General features: G+C 69.6%; 19 protein-coding genes. All 19 read left to right on the top strand.

Features of this window, described 5'->3' with window-relative positions:
- Positions 1-6: 6 nt before the first annotated feature.
- The 19 genes from thrC to atpD all read left to right on the top strand — a co-directional run bounded on the left by thrC (position 7) and on the right by atpD (position 20547).
- Entirely contained in the window at positions 7-1065 is a 1059-nt protein-coding gene (gene thrC, locus ACFYZE_RS10045) for a threonine synthase (RefSeq protein ID WP_388990742.1), read from the top strand.
- A gap of 257 nt (positions 1066-1322) precedes the next feature.
- The gene (gene thrB, locus ACFYZE_RS10040; protein WP_388990740.1) at positions 1323-2240 is read left to right on the top strand and encodes a homoserine kinase; all 918 of its coding nucleotides are present in this window, start codon (positions 1323-1325) and stop codon (positions 2238-2240) included.
- 408 nt (positions 2241-2648) lie between these two features.
- Positions 2649-4631, top strand: a complete 1983-nt coding sequence (gene rho / locus ACFYZE_RS10035; RefSeq protein WP_388990738.1) for a transcription termination factor Rho — start codon at positions 2649-2651, stop codon at positions 4629-4631.
- 284 nt (positions 4632-4915) lie between these two features.
- Positions 4916-6055 carry an LCP family protein gene (locus tag ACFYZE_RS10030; protein WP_388990736.1) on the top strand — a complete coding sequence of 380 codons (1140 nt, stop codon included), beginning with the start codon at positions 4916-4918 and terminating at the stop codon, positions 6053-6055.
- Between the two features lie 256 nt (positions 6056-6311).
- On the top strand, positions 6312-6533 hold the full coding sequence (gene rpmE, locus ACFYZE_RS10025; RefSeq protein WP_103838593.1) for a 50S ribosomal protein L31: 222 nt from the start codon (positions 6312-6314) through the stop codon (positions 6531-6533).
- A gap of 134 nt (positions 6534-6667) precedes the next feature.
- Positions 6668-7738: a peptide chain release factor 1 gene (gene prfA / locus ACFYZE_RS10020; protein ID WP_388990734.1), complete on the top strand. Its 1071-nt coding sequence runs from the start codon at positions 6668-6670 to the stop codon at positions 7736-7738.
- 49 nt (positions 7739-7787) lie between these two features.
- Entirely contained in the window at positions 7788-8633 is an 846-nt protein-coding gene (gene prmC / locus ACFYZE_RS10015) for a peptide chain release factor N(5)-glutamine methyltransferase (RefSeq protein WP_103838595.1), read from the top strand.
- 55 nt (positions 8634-8688) lie between these two features.
- Positions 8689-9336: an L-threonylcarbamoyladenylate synthase gene (locus ACFYZE_RS10010; protein ID WP_388990732.1), complete on the top strand. Its 648-nt coding sequence runs from the start codon at positions 8689-8691 to the stop codon at positions 9334-9336.
- A gap of 52 nt (positions 9337-9388) precedes the next feature.
- Positions 9389-10048, top strand: coding sequence for a protein-tyrosine-phosphatase (locus ACFYZE_RS10005; protein WP_388990730.1), 660 nt, complete (start codon positions 9389-9391; stop codon positions 10046-10048).
- A gap of 183 nt (positions 10049-10231) precedes the next feature.
- Positions 10232-11473 carry a serine hydroxymethyltransferase gene (glyA, locus tag ACFYZE_RS10000; RefSeq protein WP_388990728.1) on the top strand — a complete coding sequence of 414 codons (1242 nt, stop codon included), beginning with the start codon at positions 10232-10234 and terminating at the stop codon, positions 11471-11473.
- Positions 11474-11599: 126 nt separating this feature from the next.
- On the top strand, positions 11600-12946 hold the full coding sequence (locus tag ACFYZE_RS09995) for an MraY family glycosyltransferase (protein WP_388990726.1): 1347 nt from the start codon (positions 11600-11602) through the stop codon (positions 12944-12946).
- A 298-nt stretch (positions 12947-13244) separates the two neighbouring features.
- On the top strand, positions 13245-13682 hold the full coding sequence (locus tag ACFYZE_RS09990; RefSeq protein WP_388990724.1) for a hypothetical protein: 438 nt from the start codon (positions 13245-13247) through the stop codon (positions 13680-13682).
- A gap of 225 nt (positions 13683-13907) precedes the next feature.
- Positions 13908-14726, top strand: coding sequence for a F0F1 ATP synthase subunit A (gene atpB / locus ACFYZE_RS09985; protein ID WP_200419335.1), 819 nt, complete (start codon positions 13908-13910; stop codon positions 14724-14726).
- A 78-nt stretch (positions 14727-14804) separates the two neighbouring features.
- Positions 14805-15044: an ATP synthase F0 subunit C gene (atpE, locus tag ACFYZE_RS09980; protein ID WP_018571456.1), complete on the top strand. Its 240-nt coding sequence runs from the start codon at positions 14805-14807 to the stop codon at positions 15042-15044.
- A 46-nt stretch (positions 15045-15090) separates the two neighbouring features.
- Positions 15091-15642 (top strand): F0F1 ATP synthase subunit B, encoded by a 552-nt coding sequence (locus tag ACFYZE_RS09975; RefSeq protein ID WP_263232107.1) that lies wholly within the window; start codon positions 15091-15093, stop codon positions 15640-15642.
- Positions 15639-16454, top strand: coding sequence for a F0F1 ATP synthase subunit delta (locus tag ACFYZE_RS09970; RefSeq protein ID WP_388990722.1), 816 nt, complete (start codon positions 15639-15641; stop codon positions 16452-16454). Before ACFYZE_RS09975 ends, ACFYZE_RS09970 begins: the two co-directional genes overlap by 4 nt.
- Positions 16455-16576: 122 nt before the next feature.
- Positions 16577-18169 carry a F0F1 ATP synthase subunit alpha gene (atpA, locus tag ACFYZE_RS09965; protein ID WP_388990720.1) on the top strand — a complete coding sequence of 531 codons (1593 nt, stop codon included), beginning with the start codon at positions 16577-16579 and terminating at the stop codon, positions 18167-18169.
- Positions 18170-18190: 21 nt separating this feature from the next.
- Positions 18191-19111, top strand: coding sequence for a F0F1 ATP synthase subunit gamma (locus ACFYZE_RS09960; protein ID WP_388990718.1), 921 nt, complete (start codon positions 18191-18193; stop codon positions 19109-19111).
- Positions 19111-20547, top strand: a complete 1437-nt coding sequence (gene atpD / locus ACFYZE_RS09955) for a F0F1 ATP synthase subunit beta (protein WP_388990716.1) — start codon at positions 19111-19113, stop codon at positions 20545-20547. The genes ACFYZE_RS09960 and atpD overlap by 1 nt, the downstream gene beginning before the upstream one ends.
- The last annotated feature ends 14 nt before the right edge of the window (positions 20548-20561 follow it).

The following is a 20561-nucleotide window of genomic DNA, read 5'->3' as shown; positions in this document are numbered from 1 at the left end:
CCAGCAATGACCCACCAGTGGCGCGGAATCATCGAGGAGTACCGGGACCGGCTGCCGGTGTCCGACAGCACGCCGGTCGTCACGCTCCGCGAGGGCGGTACGCCGCTCGTGCCCGCGCAGGTGCTCTCCGAGCGCACCGGGTGCGACGTCCATCTCAAGGTGGAGGGCGCCAACCCCACCGGGTCCTTCAAGGACCGCGGTATGACCATGGCCATCTCCAAGGCCAAGGAGGAGGGGGCGAAGGCCGTCATCTGCGCCTCCACCGGCAACACCTCCGCCTCCGCCGCCGCCTACGCCGTGCGCGCCGGCATGGTGTCGGCCGTGCTCGTGCCGCAGGGCAAGATCGCGCTCGGCAAGATGGGCCAGGCCCTGGTGCACGGAGCGAAGATCCTCCAGGTCGACGGCAACTTCGACGACTGCCTCACCCTCGCCCGGGCGCTCAGCGACAACTACCCCGTGGCGCTGGTCAATTCGGTCAACCCGGTACGCATCGAGGGGCAGAAGACGGCGTCCTTCGAGATCGTGGACATGCTCGGCGACGCCCCGGACATCCACGTCCTGCCGGTCGGCAACGCGGGCAACATCACGGCCTACTGGAAGGGCTACAAGGAGTACGCCGCCGACGGCGTCGCCAAGCGCACCCCGCGCATGTGGGGCTTCCAGGCGTCCGGCTCCGCCCCGATCGTGCGCGGCGAGGTCGTCAAGGACCCCTCGACCATCGCCACCGCCATCCGCATCGGCAACCCGGCGTCCTGGAAGTACGCCCTCGAGGCCCGCGACGAATCGGGTGGGTCCATCGACGAGGTGACGGACCGTGAAATCCTGCGTGCCTACCGGCTGTTGGCCGCGCAGGAGGGTGTCTTCGTGGAGCCCGCGTCCGCCGCGTCCGTCGCCGGGCTGCTGAAGGCCGCCGAGCAGGGCAAGGTCGACCCCGGGCAGCGGATCGTGTGCACCGTCACCGGCAACGGCCTCAAGGACCCCGACTGGGCCGTCGCGGGCGCCCCGCAGCCGGTCACCGTCCCGGTCGACGCGGCGACCGCCGCCGAGCGCCTCGGCCTCGCGTAACCAGGCCCTTCGCGGGGGATAACCCCTACGGGCACCCGACAGAGGGGGCACAGGGGCAGCACGACACGCATCGTGCGCCTCCTGTGCGCCCTATGTCGCCACAGAACCTTCCTTCGATAGGCTGTACTGAACCCGCCCGCCGCATATGCCGCAGCCGCATGTGCCGCGGTGCCGCGCCGCCTTCGCGGCCTTCGGGTCCTTGGTACGTCATCGAATGTCATTCGACGATCACGCAGCTCAAGGAGAGTCAACGAGCGATGGCCGGTCCAGCGTTCCGCGCCGCCGCCGTCCGGGTGCGCGTCCCCGCCACCAGCGCCAACCTCGGTCCGGGCTTCGACGCCTTCGGGCTCGCGCTGGGGCTCTACGACGACGTGGTCGTCCGGGTGGCCGACTCCGGGCTGCACATCGACATCGCGGGCGAGGGCAGCGAGACCCTCCCCCGGGACGAGAACCATCTCCTCGTACGGTCCCTGCGGGCCGCCTTCGACGCGCTCGGCGGACAGCCGCGCGGCCTGGAGATCGTCTGCGCCAACCGCATCCCGCACGGCCGCGGCCTCGGCTCCTCCTCCGCCGCCATCTGCGCCGGCATCGTCGCCGCCCGCGCCGTGACCATAGGCGGCGACACCCGGCTCGACGACACGGCGCTGCTGGAGCTCGCCACCGAGATCGAGGGGCACCCCGACAACGTCGCGGCCTGCCTCCTCGGCGGTTTCACCCTCTCCTGGATGGAGCGCGGCGCCGCCCGTGCGATCCGCATGGACCCCGCCGATTCCATCGTTCCGGTGGTTTTCGTCCCCGGGAAGCCGGTCCTGACCGCGACCGCGCGCGGACTGCTCCCGCGTACCGTGCCGCACGTCGACGCCGCCGCCAACGCGGGCCGCGCCGCTCTGCTCGTCGAGGCCCTGACACGGCGCCCCGAGCTGCTGCTGCCCGCCACCGAGGACCGCCTCCACCAGGAGTACCGCGCCCCGGCCATGCCGGAGAGCGCCACGCTGGTGGAGCGGCTGCGGGCGGACGGCGTCCCCGCGGTGATCTCCGGCGCCGGCCCCACGGTCCTGGCGCTCGCCGACGACGCGAGCGCCGACAAGGTGGCCGACCTGGCGGGCGAGGGCTGGGCCGCCAACCGGCTGGAGCTGGACAGCCAGGGAGCGAGCGTGCTGCCGCTTGCGCCCTGACACACGGTTGCCGGATTTCGAGAGGGGGAATGTTTGTTGGATCCGGTAGTGTTAACCTCAAGTCTGCACCCGACCCCGCCATGGCGAGGTGCTTCGTGTCCCCGTCCGGGACCAACATTCTTCCGGGAGCTTCCCAAGCTGCTCTGTGTTCCGTATCACGTACCTGAGCCATACGTCGTACGCGGACACTGAGCGGATTGCAGAGCACGCTCCGGAATCGGCGTGACCGAGCCGTGTGACACAAAACCGGGTGTCACGGCTTTGGGAAGCGCCAATCACCAGAAATTTCTTCCGCCGCTTTGGCGGACCACCGCACCGGCACGGTCCACACAAACCGGACCGAAGCCGGACAGCACAACCGGTCGCCGAGCCAGACAGGCCGACGTCCGCTCCAGGGAAGGACCCTTCGTGAGCGACACCACCGATCTGATGGGCGCACGTGTCGAGGACACCGCTGCCGCGCCCGCCACGGACGCCTCCGCGCCTGCCACCGGTGCCGGGTCCCGGCGGCGCCGCGGTACCGGCCTCGAGGGCATGGTGCTGGCCGAGCTGCAGCAGGTCGCATCCGGCCTCGGCATCAGGGGCACGGCGCGCATGCGCAAGAGCCAGCTGATCGAGGTCATCAAGGAGGCGCAGGCGGGGGGCGGTGCCCCGGCCGCCAAGGCCGACGCCGCCGCCGAGACCAAGCCCAAGCGCCGGGCCACCTCCAGGACCCGCACCGGCGACGAGGCCGCCGCGGCCGAGCCCAAGGCCGGCAAGGCCGCCGAGCAGGCCGTGGCCCCGCAGCAGATCGAGATCCCCGGCCAGGGAGCCGGTGACGACGCCCCGGCCGAGCGCCGCCGGCGCCGCGCCACCGCCGAGGCCGGCAGCCCCGAGACGGTCGCCGCCGAGGCGCAGAGCGAGCCGAAGGCCGAGACCCCGGCCCAGCCCCAGCAGACCCAGCCGCAGGGCGACGGCGCCAAGGCCGACGCCGGCGACGGCGACGGCCGCCGCCGCGACCGCCGCGAGCGCGGCCGTGACCGCGACCGCCGCGGCAAGGGCGACGACCAGCAGCAGGGCCAGGGCGGCGGCCGTCAGGACCGTCAGCAGCAGGGCCAGCAGCAGGGCGGCGGCCGCCAGGACCGCCAGGAGCGCCAGCAGGACGACGACGACTTCGACGGAGGCCGCAGGGGCCGTCGAGGCCGCTACCGCGACCGCCGTGGCCGCCGTGGCCGCGACGACATCGCCGCCGAGCCGCAGCTCGCCGAGGACGACGTCCTGATCCCCGTCGCGGGCATCCTGGACATCCTCGACAACTACGCGTTCATCCGGACCTCCGGCTACCTGCCCGGCCCGAACGACGTGTACGTCTCCCTCGCCCAGGTCCGCAAGAACGGCCTGCGCAAGGGCGACCACATCACCGGTGCGGTCCGTCAGCCCAAGGAGGGCGAGCGCCGCGAGAAGTTCAACGCGCTGGTCCGCCTCGACTCCGTCAACGGCATGGCGCCCGAACACGGCCGCGGCCGCCCGGAGTTCAACAAGCTGACCCCGCTCTACCCGCAGGACCGCCTCCGCCTGGAGACGGACCCCGGTGTCCTCACCACCCGCATCATCGACCTGGTCTCGCCGATCGGTAAGGGCCAGCGCGGTCTGATCGTGGCCCCGCCGAAGACCGGCAAGACCATGATCATGCAGGCGATCGCCAACGCGATCACCCACAACAACCCCGAGTGCCACCTGATGGTCGTCCTCGTCGACGAGCGTCCGGAAGAGGTCACCGACATGCAGCGGTCGGTCAAGGGCGAGGTCATCTCCTCGACCTTCGACCGCCCGGCCGAGGACCACACCACGGTCGCGGAGCTGGCCATCGAGCGCGCCAAGCGCCTGGTGGAGCTGGGCCACGACGTCGTCGTGCTGCTCGACTCGATCACGCGTCTGGGCCGTGCGTACAACCTCGCCGCCCCGGCCTCCGGCCGCATCCTGTCCGGTGGTGTCGACTCGACCGCCCTGTACCCGCCGAAGCGCTTCTTCGGTGCGGCCCGCAACATCGAGGACGGCGGCTCGCTGACCATCCTCGCCACCGCTCTGGTGGACACCGGGTCCCGCATGGACGAGGTGATCTTCGAGGAGTTCAAGGGCACCGGCAACATGGAGCTCAAGCTCGACCGGAAGCTCGCGGACAAGCGCATCTTCCCCGCGGTGGACGTGGACGCGTCCGGTACCCGCAAGGAGGAGATCCTGCTCGGCGCCGAGGAGCTCAACATCGTCTGGAAGCTGCGCCGGGTGCTGCACGCGCTCGACCAGCAGCAGGCGATCGAGCTGCTCCTCGACAAGATGAAGCAGACCAAGTCGAACATCGAGTTCCTGATGCAGATCCAGAAGACGACCCCGGCGCCCGGCAACGGGGACTGATCGGATCGTTACAGCACAGGGCCGCCCCGTCGTACCCGACGGGGCGGCCCTGTGCGTTGGCGAGATTTATGCCACAAGTAACTGGTTGCGGGCTGAACGGCCACTACGCCCCTGTTCGTGCGAAGCCGCAGGTGAACGCGGTGCCGTCGACTTCGTAGTGACCGTGCGTGTTTGCCGGGCCACGTCCTGGACACTCAGCGTTGTGCAACTCTTTCCCCGGTTTCTCCGTCTGACCGAACGGAGCGACCATGGAGCAATGAGAGGCCGCCAGGACTGAGGAGCACATGCCTTCCGAGAGCACGCCGGAGGCCGGCATAGCCGGCGAGGCCACGACGCGGAGCCCGCGCCGCGGCGGCGGGGGCCGCCGCCGCAAGCCCCGCAGCGCCGGACGCAAGGCGCTCCTGGCCACCGCATGGAGTGCGGCGGGCATCCTGCTGCTCGGCGGCACCGGCGCCGGCTACCTGTACTTCAAGCTCAACGGCAACATCAAGAGCGTCGACATCAACCAGGCGCTCGGCGGCGACCGGCCCCAGAAGGTCGACAACGGCTCCGAGAACATCCTGGTCCTCGGCTCGGACACCCGTTCCGGCGCCAACAAGAAGCTGGGCGGCGGCACCGACGACGGCACCGGGCGTTCGGACACGGCGATGATCGTGCACCTGTACAAGGGCCACAAGCAGGCCAGCGTGGTCTCCATCCCGCGCGACACCCTCGTCGACCGCCCCGCGTGCACCGACCCCAAGGGCGTCACGCACGCGGAGGCCCACGGCTCCATGTTCAACGAGGCCTACTCCGTCGGCGGCGCCACCTGCGCCGTGAAGACCGTCGAGTCGATCACCGGCATCCGTATGGACCACTACATCGAGGTCGACTTCGCCGGCTTCGAGAAACTGATCGACACTCTCGGCGGCGTCCAGGTGACCACCACCAAGAACATCCACGACGCCGGCAGCCACCTCGACCTGAAGGCCGGCACGCACACCCTGAACGGGCAGCAGGCGCTCGGCCTGGTCCGCACCCGGCACGGCGTGGGCGACGGCTCCGACCTCGGGCGCATCCAGCTCCAGCAGGCGTTCATCAAGGCCCTGGTGAGCCAGGTGGAGCACATCGGCGTGCTGACCAGCCCACAGAAGCTGTACGACCTCGCCGACACCGCGACGAAGTCCGTCACCACCGACTCCGACCTGGCCTCCGTCAAGGACCTGGCGTCGTTCGCCGAGGGGCTGAAGGGCATCAGCTCCTCCCACATGAACATGGTGACGATGCCGGTCCAGTACGACCCGGCGAACCCGAACCGGGTCCTGCTGGACGAGTCCAAGGCCCGGCTGATGTGGACCGCGCTGAAGAACGACCAGCCGATCCCGGCGGCGGCGACGAAGGGTACCGCCACGGGTGAGGCCAAGGGTGTGGTCAGCGCCCCGTGAGGGGCGCGGGGCCGTACCCGTACGCGGCTCCGCCGCGGTGGGCGCGAGGAACCCCCCATCGAGCCCGCACCGGCCCACGGCGACGAGGTGGCCCCCCGGTGGGCGAACCCACCCCTCCACCCTTGGGGAATACACGAGCCCATCCCCCGGTTTTGGGGGATGGCGCCAGTCCTGGCAGACTGGTACGTCGGCTCCGGTTCACGCACCCGCATCCCGCGGCTGCGACCCGGCGCCCTCCCGGAAACTAGGAGACACCTTGAAGCGCGACATCCACCCCGCGTACGTCGAGACGCAGGTCAGCTGCACCTGCGGCGCGTCGTTCACCACCCGTAGCACCATCGAGTCCGGCACCATCCGGGCCGAGGTCTGCTCCGAGTGCCACCCGTTCTACACGGGCAAGCAGAAGATCCTCGACACCGGTGGCCGTGTGGCCCGCTTCGAGGCCCGCTTCGGCAAGGCTGCCGCTGCCAAGAAGTAGCGAGCCCACAGCGCCGGTCTCCGGTGCCCCCTTCGCCGGGGGCACCGGGGCCGGCGCTTTGCGGTGCAGCCATTGTTCGTCGTACACACGTCCCCATGCCCCGGCCGGGCAGGGGGCATTTCAGGGAGCCGGAGATGTTCGAGGCGGTCGAGGAACTGGTCGGTGAGCACGCCGACCTGGAGAAGAAACTCGCGGATCCGTCGATCCACGCGGACCAGGCGGGCGCGCGCAGGCTGAACAAGCGCTACGCCGAGCTGGGCCCGATCGTCGCCACGTACCGTTCCTGGAAGCAGACCGGCGACGACATCGAGACCGCGCGGGAACTCGCCGCCGACGACCCGGACTTCGCCGCCGAGGTCAAGGAGCTGGAGAAGCAGCGCGAGGAGCTGACCGAGAAGCTGCGCCTGCTGCTCGTCCCGCGCGACCCCAGCGACGACAAGGACGTCATCCTCGAGATCAAGGCGGGCGCGGGCGGCGACGAGTCCGCTCTGTTCGCCGGCGACCTGCTGCGCATGTACCTGCGTTACGCCGAGCGCGTCGGCTGGAAGACCGAGATCATCGACTCCACCGAGTCCGAGCTCGGCGGCTACAAGGACGTCCAGGTCGCGGTGAAGGCCCGCGGTCAGATCGAGCCCGGCCAGGGCGTGTGGGCCCGGCTGAAGTACGAGGGCGGGGTGCACCGCGTGCAGCGCGTGCCCGCGACCGAGTCCCAGGGCCGCATCCACACCTCCGCGGCCGGTGTCCTCGTCACCCCCGAGGCCGAGGAGGTCGACGTGGAGATCAACCCCAACGACCTCAGGATCGACGTCTACCGGTCCTCGGGCCCCGGCGGCCAGTCCGTCAACACCACCGACTCCGCGGTGCGCATCACGCACATCCCGACCGGCGTCGTCGCCTCCTGCCAGAACGAGAAGAGCCAGCTGCAGAACAAGCAGCAGGCCATGCGTATCCTGCGCTCCAGGCTGCTCGCCATGGCGCAGGAGGAGGCGGAGAAGGAGGCCGCCGACGCCCGCCGCAGCCAGGTCCGCACCGTCGACCGCTCCGAGAAGATCCGCACCTACAACTTCCCGGAGAACCGCATCTCGGACCACCGCGTCGGCTTCAAGGCGTACAACCTGGACCAGGTCCTGGACGGCGACCTCGACGCGGTCATCCAGGCCTGCGTCGACGCGGACTCGGCCGCCAAGCTCGCCGCCGCCGCGTAAGGCTCCGTACCAGCCGCACCAGGCCCGTACACAGCACCGGAGGACCAGCGTGAACCTGCTGCTCGCGGAGGTGGCCCAGGCCACCCAGCGGCTGGCCGACGCCGGCGTGCCCTCGCCGCGCAACGATGCGGAGGAGCTCGCCGCCTTCGTGCACGGCGTCAAGCGGGGCGAGCTGCACTCCGTGAAGGACTCGGACTTCGACGCCCGCTACTGGGAGGTCATCGCGCGCCGGGAGCAGCGCGAGCCGCTCCAGCACATCACCGGGCGCGCCTACTTCCGGTACCTGGAACTCCAGGTCGGGCCCGGGGTGTTCGTGCCGCGCCCGGAGACCGAGTCGGTCGTCGGCTGGGCCATAGACGCCGTACGGGCCATGGACGTCGTCGAGCCGTGCATCGTGGACCTGTGCACCGGCTCCGGCGCCATCGCGCTCGCCCTCGCGCAGGAGGTGCCGCGCTCGCGCGTGCACGCCGTGGAGTTGTCCGAGGACGCCCTGCAGTGGACCCGCAAGAACATGGCGGGCTCCAGGGTCGACCTGCGTCAGGGAGACGCCCGGGACGCGTTTCCGGACCTCAACGGACAGGTCGACCTGGTGATCTCCAACCCGCCGTACATCCCGCTGACCGAGTGGGAGTACGTGGCCCCGGAGGCCCGGGACTACGACCCGGAACTGGCCCTGTTCTCCGGCGAGGACGGCCTGGACCTCATCCGGGGCATCGAGCGCACCGCGCACCGGCTGCTGCGCCCCGGCGGTGTCGTCGTCATCGAGCACGCCGACACCCAGGGCGGCCAGGTGCCGTGGATCTTCACCGAGGAGCGGGGCTGGGCGGACGCGGCGGACCACCCCGACCTGAACAACCGCCCGCGCTTCGCGACCGCCCGCAAGGCGCTGCCGTGAGCATCCCTGAGACTCTTTTCCCCCAGCAGTACGTGTACGAGGAGGCCAGCTGACAATGGCACGGCGATACGACACCAACGACGCGACCGACCGCGCGACGGGTCTGCGCGAGGCCGCGTCAGCCGTCCGCCGTGGCGAACTCGTGGTGCTGCCGACCGACACGGTGTACGGCATCGGCGCCGACGCGTTCTCCTCGGAGGCCGTGGCCGACCTGCTCCAGGCCAAGGGCCGGGGCCGCAACATGCCCACACCCGTCCTCATCGGCTCCCCGAACACGCTGCACGGCCTCGTCACGGACTTCTCCGAGATGGCGTGGGAACTGGTGGACGCGTTCTGGCCGGGGGCCCTCACGCTGGTCACCAGGCACCAGCCGTCGCTGCAGTGGGACCTGGGGGACACCCGGGGCACCGTCGCCGTGCGGATGCCGCTGCACCCGGTCGCGATCGAGCTGCTGACGGAGGTCGGGCCGATGGCGGTCTCCTCCGCGAACCTCACCGGTCATCCGGCGCCGGAGACGTGCGACGCCGCGCAGGAGATGCTCGGCGACTCCGTCTCCGTCTACCTGGACGGCGGCCCCACCCCCGGCAACGTGCCGTCGTCGATCGTCGACGTCACCGGCAAGGTGCCCGTGCTGCTGCGCGAGGGCGCCCTGTCGCCGGAGGAGCTGCGCAAGGTCGTACCCGACCTCGAGGTGGCGAATTGACGGCCCCTGGCTCCCCCAAGCTCTCGGCTTCGCTCGAGCAGGGGGCACCCCCATGCGTGGCATAGGCAACGGGGACGAGAGGGGGGACCTGGCCGAGCCGGGTCCGCCCCGCGACACCTTCCGCATCCTCCACGTCAGCACCGGCAACGTGTGCCGCTCGCCGATCACCGAGCGGCTGACCCGGCACGCCCTGGCGGACCGGCTCGGCGACCCGCTGTGGGGCGGGGTCATCGTCGAGAGCGCGGGCACCTGGGGCCATGAGGGCGCGCCCATGGAGGCGAACGCGGAGGCGGTCCTCGCGGACTTCGGGGCGGATGCCTCCGGGTTCGTGGGGCGGGAACTGCTGGACGAGCATGTGATCAGGGCCGACCTGGTGCTGACCGCCACGCGGGACCACCGGCAGCAGGTCATCTCCATGGGGCACTCGGCGGGGCTGCGCACGTTCACCCTGAAGGAGTTCACACGGCTGGTGCGCGCGATAGACCCGGCCACCTTGCCGCCCCTGGAGGAGGGTGTGGTCGCGCGTGCGCGTGCGCTGGTGCGGGCTGCGGCGGCTCTACGCGGGTGGCTGCTGGCGCCGACGGCGGAGGCGGACGAGGTGTACGACCCGTACGGGGCGCCTCTGCCGTTCTTCCGGGCGATCGGGGACGAGATCCATCAGGCGCTGGAGCCGGTGGTGACGGCGCTGACGGGGGTCCCTGCGCGGACCTAGGGTGCCGTGGCTCCCGGGCGCCCGGAGGTGTGCGGTGCCGGGGTGTGGCTGCCGAGGGGAGGCACGCCTGCCTGCGGCGACCGCGGTGGCGGCACGACTGTTCCCAGCGGCGTGACGCCGGGCGGGGCCGGTTCCCCGGGCCTACATTGGTGCTACGTCCCCGTCGTCGCCCGGGAGCTCACCATGGCGGTCATCCCCACCCTCGAGGCCGACGTCCTGCGGCGGCAGGACCCCGAGATGGCCGAGCTCCTGCTCGGGGAACTGGCACGGCAGTCGACGACCCTGCAACTGATCGCCGCCGAGAACTTCAGCTCGCCGGCGGTGCTCGCCGCCCTCGGGTCCCCGCTCGCCAACAAGTACGCCGAGGGATACCCCGGCGCCCGGCACCACGGCGGGTGCGAGATCGTCGACGTCGCCGAGCGCCTCGCCGTGGAGCGGGCCAAGGCACTCTTCGGTGCCGAGCACGCGAATGTGCAGTGCCACTCGGGATCGTCGGCGATGCTCGCCGCGTACGCCGCCCTGCTCCGCCCCGGCGACACCGTGCTCGCCCTCGGGCTGCCGCACGGCGGACATCTCACGCACGGCTCGCCCGCCAACTTCTCCGGCCGCTGGTTCGACTTCGTCGGCTACGGCGTCGAGGCGGAGTCCGGGCTCATGGACCATGTGCAGGTGCGCGCCCTGGCCCGTGCGCACCGCCCGAAGGCCATCGTGTGCGGGTCGATCGCCTATCCGCGCCACATCGACTACGGCTTCTTCCGGGAGGTCGCCGACGAGGTGGGGGCGTATCTCATCGCCGACGCCGCGCACCCGATCGGGCTCGTCGCCGGGGGAGCGGCGCCCAGTCCCGTGCCGTACGCCGACATCGTCTGCGCCACCACCCACAAGGTGCTGCGCGGCCCGCGCGGCGGCATGATCCTGTGCGGAAGCGAACTGGCCGAGCGCGTGGACCGGGCCGTCTTCCCGTTCACCCAGGGCGGCGCGCAGATGCACACCATCGCGGCCAAGGCCGTCGCGTTCGGGGAGGCGGCGACGGACGCCTTCGCCGCGTACGTCCACCGGGTGGTCGCCAATGCCCGGGCGCTCGCGGCGGGACTGGCGGCCGAGGGGCTGCACATCACGACCGACGGCACCGACACGCACCTGATCGTCGCCGATCCGGCGCCACTGGGCGTCGACGGCCGCGGCGCGCGCGGGCTGCTCGCCGCCGCCGGGATGGTCCTGGACTGCTGTGCGCTGCCGCACGGCGACGCCCGCGGCCTGCGCATGGGCACCGCGGCGCTGACGACACAGGGCATGGGCGAGAGGGAAATGGCGTATGTGGCGGCCCTGTTCGCGTCCGTGCTGCGCCAGGAGACGGAGGCCAGGACGGCACGCGAGAAAGTGCGGGATCTCACCGAGGGATTTCCGCCGTATCCCGGGCGATGAGGGGTAGGCGCGCGTTATACACAGCCACACGTGCAACCATTTTCGCTACCCGTGAGTCCTCAACCATATGCACGCGAAGCTAGGGTGTGGGGCTGAGGACGCCCAGCGAGACCTGTGGGGAAGCCCGTGCGTGAATACCTGCTGACGCTCTGCATCACGGCCGCGGTGACGTATCTGCTGACAGGGCCGGTACGCAAATTCGCGATCGTGGCAGGAGCGATGCCGGAGATCCGGGCCCGGGACGTGCACCGGGAACCGACGCCCCGGCTCGGCGGGATCGCCATGTTCTTCGGCCTGTGCGCGGGCCTGCTGGTCGCCGACCACCTCAAGAACCTCAACGAGGTCTTCGCCAAGTCCAACGAGCCCCGGGCGCTGCTCTCCGGAGCGGCCCTCATCTGGCTGATCGGTGTGCTGGACGACAAGTTCGAGATCGACGCCCTGATCAAGCTGGGCGGCCAGATGATCGCCGCGGGTGTGATGGTCATGCAGGGTCTGACCATTCTGTGGCTGCCGGTCCCGGGCGTCGGCACGGTCTCGCTCACCCCCTGGCAGGGCACCCTGCTGACCGTGGCGCTGGTCGTCATCACGATCAACGCGGTCAACTTCGTCGACGGTCTCGACGGTCTCGCCGCCGGCATGGTGTGCATCGCGTCGGCGGCGTTCTTCATGTACGCGTACCGGATCTGGTACGGCTACGGGCTCGAGGCCGCCGCCCCCGCCACCCTCTTCGCGGCCGTCCTGATGGGCATGTGCCTGGGCTTCCTGCCGCACAACATGCACCCGGCGCGGATCTTCATGGGTGACTCGGGATCGATGCTGATCGGGCTCGTGCTCGCCGCCGGCGCCATCTCGATCACGGGGCAGGTCGACCCGGACGCGATGAACCTCTTCTCCGGTTCGGAGCGCGCGACGGTCCACCAGACCGTCCCCGTCTACATCCCGCTGCTGCTCCCGCTGACGATCATCGCCGTCCCGGCCGCGGACCTGGTCCTCGCGATCGTGCGCCGTACCTGGCGCGGCCAGTCCCCGTTCGCCGCCGACCGCGGTCATCTGCACCACCGGCTGCTGGAGATCGGGCACTCGCACAGCCGCGCCGTGCTGATCATGTACTTCTGGTCGGCACTCATCGCCTTCGGCGCCCTCGGCTACTCCGTGAACTCCGCGTCCCTGTGGATCGTGCTCGGCATCGTGGTGCTCAGCGCGGTCGGTCTGGTGCTGCTCCTGCTGCCGCGGTTCACGCCGCGCGCCCCGCGGTGGGCCGAGTCCTTCGTGCCTCCGCGCTACCGCCGCCGGCGCGGTACCGCAGCGAAGGCGCTGCCGGCCGCCGCGTTCACCGAGTACGCCGAGAGCGGGCAGGCACGGCCGGGGGAGCGCCGCACCCCTGTGGTCGCAGGCGTCTCGGGCGTCAACGGAGCCACTGCCATCGGCGCCCGTGCGCGGATGGACCGCAGCCGGGCGGAGTCGTCACGCTGACGTGCAAGGTAAGAATCTGACGAGCGCGTTGCCATTTCGTGGGGGCGCAAAGCGTTGCAATACCAGACAAGGCGCCCCCGTGTCCGCGCAGACGGGCAGATTCACTCTCATGTGTGACAGCTGGCACACCACCTAGGTAAAGACCGCATCAAATAGTTTGTGATACGGTTCACGAGAACCCCGGGATAGAGCCGGAGGGTCCGGATGTGACGGCCCCTTGGCGTGCGGACTTCGCTCGGCCCGGGACTACGCTCGTCCATGACGACACCCTGCCCCCTGTGAAAGCGGAGTTGCCGCCATGCCGTCCAATGACGCCCGGAACCTTCTGCAGATCGCTGTGCCCGTAGCAGCGGTCGGCGTCGTCGCTGTCGCTGTCAGCGGGGGCGTCGCGGGCGGCAAGGGGGCGATCGGGGCGGCCGTCGGCGTGGTGCTCGCCATCCTCTTCATGGGGATCGGTCTGTATGTGCTGCAGTGGACGGCGAGGACGCTTCCGCAGCTCTTCCAGGCGATGGGCCTCATGCTCTACGTCGCCCAGCTCCTCCTGCTCATGATCTTCCTGGCTCTCTTCAAGGGCACCTCGCTCTTCAACGGCAGGGCATTCGCGTTCTCACTCATCGCCGCGACGGTCGGGTGGATGATCGCGCAGGCCCGGGCGCACATGAAGGCCAAAATCTTCTACGTCGAACCCGACTCCCAGAAGGGCGGGAGCCCCCAGAAGACGGGGCATCCGTCGTGAGGGGTAGGGCCGGGATAAAGACGTGTGAGATCTCCTGCTATCGTCCGGTGCCAACTGCGGCATCGCGGGCGCGGGCATCTGAGCTGACGCCTGCTCACACGCGAGGCTCGATGCCCCCCAGCCGCCCCCACATCCGTAACACCAGTCCGGTGCCGATCCGCGGCTGCGCGCCGCGCCGACACAACGAGGTTGCCGTATCCATGCGTCACGCCGAAGGAGCCCGCGGTGAGTGCTGACCAGACCACGCTCGCCTTTGACTGGAGTTGCCGCGTCTTCGCCGAGAACGGCTGCGGCTTTCCCTCGCCGGGTCTGAACTCCTTCATCTTCAAGCCGATGTTCACGGTCGGCGGCATCGACTTCGACAAGCCGATGCTGCTCGCTCTGGTGACCACCGTCGTCGTCGTCGGCTTCTTCTGGGCCGCCTTCAGCAAGGCCAAGGTGGTGCCGGGCAAGCTCCAGATGGTCGGCGAGGCCGGTTACGACTTCGTGCGCCGCGGCATCGTCTACGAGACGCTCGGCAAGACCGAGGGCGAGAAGTACGTCCCGCTCATGGTCTCCATCTTCTTCTTCGTCTGGATCATGAATCTGTGGTCGATCATCCCGGTCGCCCAGTTCCCGGTGACGTCGATCATTGCCTACCCGGCCGCCCTCGCCGCGATCGTGTACCTGACGTGGATGATCCTGACCTTCCGCAAGCACGGCTTCGTCGGGGGCATGAAGAACCTCACCGGCTACGACAAGTCGCTGGGCGCGGTGCTGCCCCTCGTCGTAACCATCGAGTTCTTCTCCAACGTGCTGGTCCGGCCGTTCACCCACGCGGTGCGACTGTTCGCCAACATGTTCGCCGGTCACCTACTGCTCGTGATGTTCACCGTCGCCAGCTGGTACCTGATGAACAGCTGGCTGGCCGCGGCCGGTGCCGTCTCGTTCGTCATGGCCATGGTCATGATCATGTTCGAGCTCTTCGTCCAGGCCGTCCAGGCGTACGTCTTCGTCCTTCTGGCCTGCTCCTACGTTCAGGGCGCTCTCGCCGAGCACCACTGAGCCCCCCGTCCGAACGCTCCTCACCAGACGTCCGGTGGCCAACCCCCACCGGTCCTTGAAAGAGAAGGAAGAATCAGCATGGCTGCCACTGAGACCCTTGCCGCCGTCACCGGCTCCATCGCCTCCGTCGGCTACGGCCTCGCCGCCATCGGTCCCGGCATCGGCATCGGCATCATCTTCGGCAACGGCACCCAGGCCCTCGCCCGTCAGCCCGAGGCCGCCGGCCTGATCCGCGCCAACCAGATCCTGGGCTTCGCCTTCTGTGAGGCGCTCGCCCTGATCGGTATCGTCATGCCGTTCGTTTACACCTACAAGTAAACCGCGGCCGGCGACCCACCCCCCTTAAGGGAAAGGCACTGATGACATGCAGCTGACTCAGCAGCTGATGCTGGCCGCGGAGGAGCAGCAGAACCCGCTCATCCCGCCCGGCCCCGAGCTGGTCATCGGCCTCGTCACCTTCGCCATCGTCTTCTTCTTCCTCAGCAAGAAGCTGCTTCCGAACATCAACAAGGTTCTGGAGGAGCGTCGCGCGGCGATCGAAGGCGGCATCGAAGAGGCCGACGCCATGAAGGTCGAGGCCCAGAGCGTGCTCGAGCAGTACAAGGCTCAGCTCGCCGAAGCCCGGCACGAGGCCGCGCGGCTGCGCCAGGAGGCGCAGGAGCAGGGCGCCGCCCTCATCGCCGAGATGCGCGCGGAAGGCCAGCGGCAGCGTGAGGAGATCATCGCCGCCGGTCACGCGCAGATCGAGGCCGACCGCAAGGCCGCCTCGCAGACCCTGCGGCAGGACGTCGGCAGGCTCGCCACCGAGCTGGCCGGCAAGCTCGTCGGCGAGTCCCTCGAGGACCACGCCCGGCAGAGCCGCGTGATCGACCGCTTCCTCGACGAGCTCGAGGAGAAGGCCGAGGCCGCGCGATGAACGGAGCGAGCCGCGAGGCCCTGGCAGCCGCACGCGAGCGTCTCGACGCGCTGACGGACTCCACGTCCGTGGACGCGGCGCAGCTCGCCGACGAGCTGGCCGCCGTCACCGCGCTGCTCGACCGCGAGGCGTCGCTGCGCCGGGTCCTCACCGACCCGGCGCGGGCCGGCGAGGCCAAGGCAGGACTGGCCCAGAGCCTGCTCGGCGGCCAGGTCGGCGGGCCGGTCGTGGACCTGCTGTCCGGCATGGTGCGCTCGCGCTGGTCGCAGTCGCGCGACCTGGTCGACGCGCTGGAGGAGCTGGCGAACCTCGCCGACCTCACCGCCGCCGAGAAGGCGGGCACGCTGGACGACGTCGAGGACGAGCTGTTCCGGTTCGCCCGGATCGTCTCCTCGAACACCGAGCTGCGCGCCGCGCTCACGGACCGTGCCGCCGGCACCCCGGCCAAGATCGAGCTGCTGCACCGGCTGCTCGGCGGTCGCGCCGACGTCGCGACCGAGCGTCTGGTCACGCGCCTTGTGACCGCGCCGCGGGGACGTAGCCTGGAATCGGGAATCGAGTCCCTGTCCAAGCTGGCCGCCGCCCGCCGTGACCGCCTGGTCGCCGTCGTCACCTCGGCGGTCCCGCTGAGCGACACCCAGAAGCGGCGCCTCGGTGCCGCACTGGCCAAGCTCTACGGCCGCCAGATGCACCTCAACCTGGACGTCGACCCCGAGGTCGTCGGAGGGATCCGGGTGCAGGTCGGTGACGAGGTCATCAACGGTGCGATCGCGGACCGACTCGAGGACGCCGGCCGCCGCATGGCGAGCTAGCACAACTCCACAAGCAGTACTACGGCCCGGGTTGGGCCGTGCAGAGGATGCAGAGTTTCTGGGGGGCGCCCCCAGAACCCCCACAGAAACTTCGGGCCCAACAAGGAGAGCAGGGAACCCAGATGGCGGAGCTCACGATCCGGCCGGAGGAGATCCGGGACGCGCTGGAGAACTTTGTCCAGTCGTACAAGCCGGACGCGGCCTCGCGCGAGGAGGTCGGCACGGTCACCTTTGCCGGTGACGGCATTGCGAAGGTCGAGGGCCTGCCCTCGACCATGGCCAACGAGCTGCTGAAGTTCGAGGACGGCACCCTCGGCCTCGCCCTCAACCTCGAGGAGCGCGAGATCGGTGCCATCGTCCTCGGCGAGTTCAGCGGCGTCGAGGAGGGGCAGCCGGTGCAGCGCACCGGTGAGGTGCTCTCCGTGGCAGTCGGCGAGGGCTACCTCGGCCGCGTCGTCGACCCGCTCGGCAACCCGATCGACGGCCTCGGCGAGATCGAGACCGAGGGCCGCCGCGCCCTCGAGCTGCAGGCCCCCACGGTCATGCAGCGCAAGTCGGTGCACGAGCCGATGGAGACGGGCTACAAGGCCGTCGACGCGATGACCCCGATCGGCCGTGGTCAGCGTCAGCTGATCATCGGTGACCGCCAGACCGGCAAGACCGCCCTGGCGATCGACACGATCATCAACCAGCGCGACAACTGGCGCACCGGCGACCCGAAGAAGCAGGTCCGCTGCATCTACGTCGCCATCGGCCAGAAGGGCTCCACCATCGCCGGCGTCCGCCGCGCGCTGGAGGAGAACGGCGCGCTGGAGTACACCACGATCGTCGCCGCCCCGGCGTCCGACCCGGCCGGCTTCAAGTACCTGGCGCCCTACACCGGTTCCGCCATCGGCCAGCACTGGATGTACCAGGGCAAGCACGTCCTGATCATCTTCGACGACCTGTCGAAGCAGGCCGACGCCTACCGCGCCGTGTCGCTGCTGCTGCGCCGTCCGCCGGGCCGCGAGGCCTACCCGGGCGACGTCTTCTACCTGCACTCCCGCCTGCTGGAGCGCTGCGCCAAGCTCTCCGACGACATGGGCGCCGGTTCGATGACCGGTCTGCCGATCGTCGAGACCAAGGCCAACGACGTCTCGGCGTTCATCCCGACCAACGTCATCTCCATCACCGACGGCCAGTGCTTCCTGGAGTCCGACCTGTTCAACGCCGGTCAGCGTCCGGCCCTGAACGTCGGTATCTCGGTCTCCCGCGTCGGTGGCTCCGCCCAGCACAAGGCGATGCGCCAGGTCTCCGGCCGTCTGCGCGTCGACCTCGCCCAGTTCCGTGAGCTGGAGGCGTTCGCCGCCTTCGGTTCCGACCTGGACGCCGCGTCGAAGTCCCAGCTGGAGCGCGGTTCGCGCATGGTCGAGCTGCTGAAGCAGAACCAGTACGAGCCGATGGCCACCGAGGACCAGGTCGTCTCCATCTGGGCCGGCACCAACGGCCGTATGGACGACGTTCCGGTCGCCGACATCCGCCGCTTCGAGAAGGAGCTCCTCGACTACCTGCACCGCAAGGAGCAGGGTCTGATGACCTCCATCAAGGAGGGCGCCAAGATGTCGGACGACACCATCCAGGCGATCGACGACGCCGTCGCGGAGTTCAAGAAGCAGTTCGAGACCTCTGACGGCAAGCTGCTCGGCGAGGACACCCCGGCCGCAGCCGCCAAGTGACGTAAGGAAGGGACCTGACTCATGGGAGCCCAGCTCCGGGTCTACAAGCGTCGCATCCGATCCGTCAGCGCGACCAAGAAGATCACGAAGGCGATGGAGATGATCGCCGCCTCGCGCGTCGTCAAGGCGCAGCGCAAGGTGGCGGCCTCCACGCCGTACGCGACCGAGCTGACGCGCGCGGTATCGGCGGTCGCCACGGGGTCGAACACCAAGCACCCGCTGACGACGGAGTCGCAGACCCCGACCCGTGCCGCGGTCCTGCTCCTCACGAGCGACCGCGGCCTGGCCGGCGCCTTCAACTCCAACGCCATCAAGACGGCGGAGCAGCTGACCGAGCGGCTCGAGCGGGAGGGCAAGCAGGTCGACACGTACATCGTCGGCCGGCGCGGCGTGGCCCACTACAACTTCCGTGAGCGCAAGATCGCGGAGTCGTTCACGGGCTTCACCGACGACCCCTCGTACGCGGACGCCAAGAAGGTCGCGGCCCCCCTGATCGAGGCCATCGAGAAGGACACGGCGGACGGCGGCGTGGACGAGCTGCACATCGTCTACACGGAGTTCGTGTCGATGATGACGCAGACGGCACTCGACGCCCGTCTGCTGCCGCTCAGCCTCGACGAGGTGGCGCAGGAGGCGAAGCCGAAGGGCGACGAGATCCTGCCGCTGTACGACTTCGAGCCCTCGGCGGAGGACGTCCTCGACGCCCTGCTGCCGCGCTACGTGGAGAGCCGTATCTACAACGCGCTGCTCCAGTCGGCCGCCTCCAAGCACGCCGCCACGCGGCGCGCGATGAAGTCGGCCACCGACAACGCCGGTGACCTCATCGAGAGCCTCACCAGGCTTGCCAACGCGGCCCGCCAGGCCGACATCACCCAGGAAATCAGCGAGATCGTCGGTGGCGCGAGCGCCCTGGCCGACGCGACCGCGGGGAGTGACTACTAATGACCACCACAGTTGAGACGGCCACGGCGACGGGCCGCGTCGCGCGGGTCATCGGCCCGGTCGTCGACGTGGAGTTCCCCGTCGACGCGATCCCGGACATGTACAACGCCCTCCACGTCGAGGTCTCCGACCCGGCGAACCCCGGCGAGAAGAAGACGCTGACCCTGGAGGTCGCCCAGCACCTGGGTGACGGCCTGGTCCGCGCGATCTCGATGCAGCCCACCGACGGTCTGGTCCGCCAGTCCCCGGTGACCGACACCGGTGCCTCCATCTCCGTCCCGGTCGGCGACTTCACCAAGGGCAAGGTGTTCAACACCATCGGTGAGGTCCTGAACGTCGACGAGAAGTACGACGGCGAGCGCTGGACCATCCACCGCAAGGCCCCGAACTTCGACCAGCTCGAGTCGAAGACCGAGATGTTCGAGACCGGCATCAAGGTCATCGACCTGCTGACCCCGTACGTCAAGGGCGGCAAGATCGGTCTGTTCGGCGGCGCCGGCGTCGGCAAGACGGTGCTCATCCAGGAGATGATCTACCGCGTCGCCAACAACCACGACGGTGTCTCCGTGTTCGCCGGTGTCGGTGAGCGCACCCGTGAGGGCAACGACCTCATCCAGGAGATGTCCGAGTCCGGCGTCATCGACAAGACCGCGCTGGTCTTCGGTCAGATGGACGAGCCGCCGGGCACCCGTCTGCGTGTGGCCCTCGCGGGTCTGACGATGGCGGAGTACTTCCGCGACGTCCAGAAGCAGGACGTGCTGTTCTTCATCGACAACATCTTCCGCTTCACCCAGGCCGGTTCCGAGGTCTCCACGCTGCTCGGCCGTATGCCGTCCGCGGTGGGTTACCAGCCGAACCTGGCCGACGAGATGGGCATCCTGCAGGAGCGCATCACCTCGACCCGCGGTCACTCGATCACCTCGATGCAGGCGATCTACGTCCCCGCCGACGACCTGACCGACCCGGCCCCGGCCACCACGTTCGCCCACCTCGACGCGACGACGGTTCTGTCCCGTCCGATCTCCGAGAAGGGCATCTACCCGGCCGTGGACCCGCTGGACTCCACGTCCCGCATCCTGGACCCGCGCTACATCTCGCAGGACCACTACAACGCGGCCATGCGCGTCAAGACGGTCCTGCAGAAGTACAAGGACCTCCAGGACATCATCGCGATCCTCGGTATCGACGAGCTCGGCGAGGAGGACAAGCTCGTCGTCCACCGGGCCCGCCGTGTGGAGCGCTTCCTGTCCCAGAACACCCACGTCGCCAAGCAGTTCACCGGCGTCGACGGGTCGGACGTGCCGCTGGACGAGTCGATCACGGCGTTCAACGCGATCATCGACGGCGAGTACGACCACTTCCCGGAGCAGGCGTTCTTCATGTGCGGTGGTCTCGAGGACCTGAAGAAGAACGCGAAGGAGCTGGGCGTCTCCTGACGGTCGCCTGCGGC

The sequence above is a fragment of the Streptomyces sp. NPDC001796 genome (assembly GCF_042892355.1).
GTDB lineage: Bacteria > Actinomycetota > Actinomycetes > Streptomycetales > Streptomycetaceae > Streptomyces.
This window is presented reverse-complemented; position numbering and strand designations above follow the sequence as displayed.

Bases quoted from the DNA above. Each gene is read 5' to 3' on its own strand.
- thrC (WP_388990742.1), top strand. From the start codon at position 7: ATGACCCACCAGTGGCGCGGAATCATCGAGGAGTACCGGGACCGGCTG.
- thrB (WP_388990740.1), top strand. From the start codon at position 1,323: ATGGCCGGTCCAGCGTTCCGCGCCGCCGCCGTCCGGGTGCGCGTCCCC.
- ACFYZE_RS10030 (WP_388990736.1), top strand. From the start codon at position 4,916: ATGCCTTCCGAGAGCACGCCGGAGGCCGGCATAGCCGGCGAGGCCACG.
- prfA (WP_388990734.1), top strand. From the start codon at position 6,668: ATGTTCGAGGCGGTCGAGGAACTGGTCGGTGAGCACGCCGACCTGGAG.
- ACFYZE_RS10010 (WP_388990732.1), top strand. From the start codon at position 8,689: ATGGCACGGCGATACGACACCAACGACGCGACCGACCGCGCGACGGGT.
- ACFYZE_RS10005 (WP_388990730.1), top strand. From the start codon at position 9,389: ATGCGTGGCATAGGCAACGGGGACGAGAGGGGGGACCTGGCCGAGCCG.
- glyA (WP_388990728.1), top strand. From the start codon at position 10,232: ATGGCGGTCATCCCCACCCTCGAGGCCGACGTCCTGCGGCGGCAGGAC.
- ACFYZE_RS09990 (WP_388990724.1), top strand. From the start codon at position 13,245: ATGCCGTCCAATGACGCCCGGAACCTTCTGCAGATCGCTGTGCCCGTA.
- atpE (WP_018571456.1), top strand. From the start codon at position 14,805: ATGGCTGCCACTGAGACCCTTGCCGCCGTCACCGGCTCCATCGCCTCC.
- ACFYZE_RS09975 (WP_263232107.1), top strand. From the start codon at position 15,091: ATGCAGCTGACTCAGCAGCTGATGCTGGCCGCGGAGGAGCAGCAGAAC.
- ACFYZE_RS09970 (WP_388990722.1), top strand. From the start codon at position 15,639: ATGAACGGAGCGAGCCGCGAGGCCCTGGCAGCCGCACGCGAGCGTCTC.
- atpA (WP_388990720.1), top strand. From the start codon at position 16,577: ATGGCGGAGCTCACGATCCGGCCGGAGGAGATCCGGGACGCGCTGGAG.
- ACFYZE_RS09960 (WP_388990718.1), top strand. From the start codon at position 18,191: ATGGGAGCCCAGCTCCGGGTCTACAAGCGTCGCATCCGATCCGTCAGC.
- atpD (WP_388990716.1), top strand. From the start codon at position 19,111: ATGACCACCACAGTTGAGACGGCCACGGCGACGGGCCGCGTCGCGCGG.